At 40.2% G+C, this 1,561-nt stretch carries 2 protein-coding genes; one reads left to right on the top strand and one right to left on the bottom strand.

Going from position 1 to position 1,561, the window contains the following annotated elements:
* The first annotated feature begins 71 nt into the window (after positions 1-71).
* A complete protein-coding gene (locus tag K5Q92_RS23685; RefSeq protein WP_220771240.1) occupies positions 72-440 on the top strand; it encodes an acyl-CoA thioesterase in 369 nt (122 codons plus the stop codon).
* Between the two features lie 112 nt (positions 441-552).
* Here K5Q92_RS23685 and K5Q92_RS23690 read toward each other — a convergent pair whose 3' ends face one another.
* On the bottom strand, positions 553-762 hold the full coding sequence (locus tag K5Q92_RS23690) for a hypothetical protein (RefSeq protein WP_220771241.1): 210 nt from the start codon (positions 760-762) through the stop codon (positions 553-555).
* Between the last annotated feature and the right edge of the window lie 799 nt (positions 763-1,561).

Below are 1,561 nucleotides of genomic sequence, written 5' to 3' on the forward strand. Positions count from 1 at the left end.
AAAATAAAGTGGAATTTTTGTGGTCTTGTTCTTGCTATATCTAATTGGATATAACCTTTAAGGAGTCCAATATGAAATATTACAGTCGCCGCTTTATTAAACCTGAGCATTTAAACCCCGCCAATTTTCTTTTTGGTGGTCAGTTACTCAGTTGGATTGATGAGGAAGCCGCTATATTTGCAGGTTGCCAGATGAAGAGCCAGCGCCATGTCACTAAAATTATGTCGGAAATTAACTTTATGGCTCCAGCACGCCAAGGAGATGTGATTGAGTTTGGCCTAGAGTTAATTAGTGCTGGCGCCACTTCGATTACCGTATGTTGTAAAGTACGTAATAAGCTGACTCATCTACCAATAGTGAGTATAGACAAAATAGTATTTGTACATGTTAATGAGCAAGGACAACCCGCTGAACATGGAATGCGGGCTAATGCTGCCTAGACTGCTGACTGGGATGAGTTATAGATACAAAGATAAAACAAAGGCTCAATAATGAGCCTTTGCTTTATAACTGAGTTTTATAGCTGAATTTTATAGAGAGTAGGGTAAATCGTTAATCTTCGCTAAGATCTTCTTTTACCGAATTGACGGCATCTCTTGATGCGTGACCTATGGCGCGAGTGGTATCCCGTGTCGCATGGCCAATATCTGTGGTTACTTCTTTCGTTGTGTGTCCGATCTGACGACCAGCGTCTTTAAGCTCTGCACAACCTGTGATGATTAAACTGCACAATAGTGCGGCAATTAAACTTAACTGCTTCATGGAGGAGTAGTCCCTTTCTTATAATATTGCTGACATATTGCCAGTATTATCTAAGCTGCGCTAGGGCTGAGCGTCACGTTATTGCTAACTTGGTTAGCCTTGGAATAAAGGCTAATTACATTTTTGTTTGTATTCGTTGCTACATGGTAGTGGGATAGGGATTTTGACTTATTTAGTTATCAATCGCCTGCAGCGGGCGTATGTGCAGACACTGCCGTGACACGCTGCAAGTCCATCCATGGAAGCTCGGCCATGACGAATAGCATCCCTGCTAAAAAGCCAGTTCGGCATCCTGCCTCTCGTTCGAAAGCTTGATAACTTCGTTATCTCTCACCTTGTCATGGACGGTCACGGCCGTATCTACACGGGATAATTGGTGTACTCATTAGGTCGTAATGATTTTCGGACTAACTTGGAAATGCCCCAATATCATTTCCACGAATCAAAAAGGTAAATTGCACAGGTAAAGCTTTGGCTATAGAAAAGTTAATGTGAAAGGTTTTTATTTGCCTGCCTTTCCCTTTGCTTTTATCGAAGCGAAAATCAGCTTAAAACGCATTGATAAATTTGTTCACAAAAATATAAACTTACTTTTCAGAGACTTAATTTATTAACTTGGGCTTACATTGGACTCGATAAATGTTTTACTCAATTTTGCGGAGTGTTCAAAACTGAAAACGACAAGTGGCTAAATATTAGGCTGTTTACATCAATAAGTTACACTGATATGTTGGATGCAAGTTTATTAGAAGCAAAGGTTTGTCCTATATGTAGGATAATAAGCGGTTATGTTCCAAGG

The organism is Shewanella sp. MBTL60-007 (genome assembly GCF_019654915.1).
In the GTDB taxonomy this organism is placed as follows: domain Bacteria; phylum Pseudomonadota; class Gammaproteobacteria; order Enterobacterales; family Shewanellaceae; genus Shewanella.

What these genes read in the sequence shown, in the direction of transcription:
- K5Q92_RS23685 (WP_220771240.1), top strand. Translation starts at nt 72, where the DNA reads ATGAAATATTACAGTCGCCGCTTTATTAAACCTGAGCATTTAAACCCC.
- K5Q92_RS23690 (WP_220771241.1), bottom strand. Translation starts at nt 762, where the DNA reads ATGAAGCAGTTAAGTTTAATTGCCGCACTATTGTGCAGTTTAATCATC.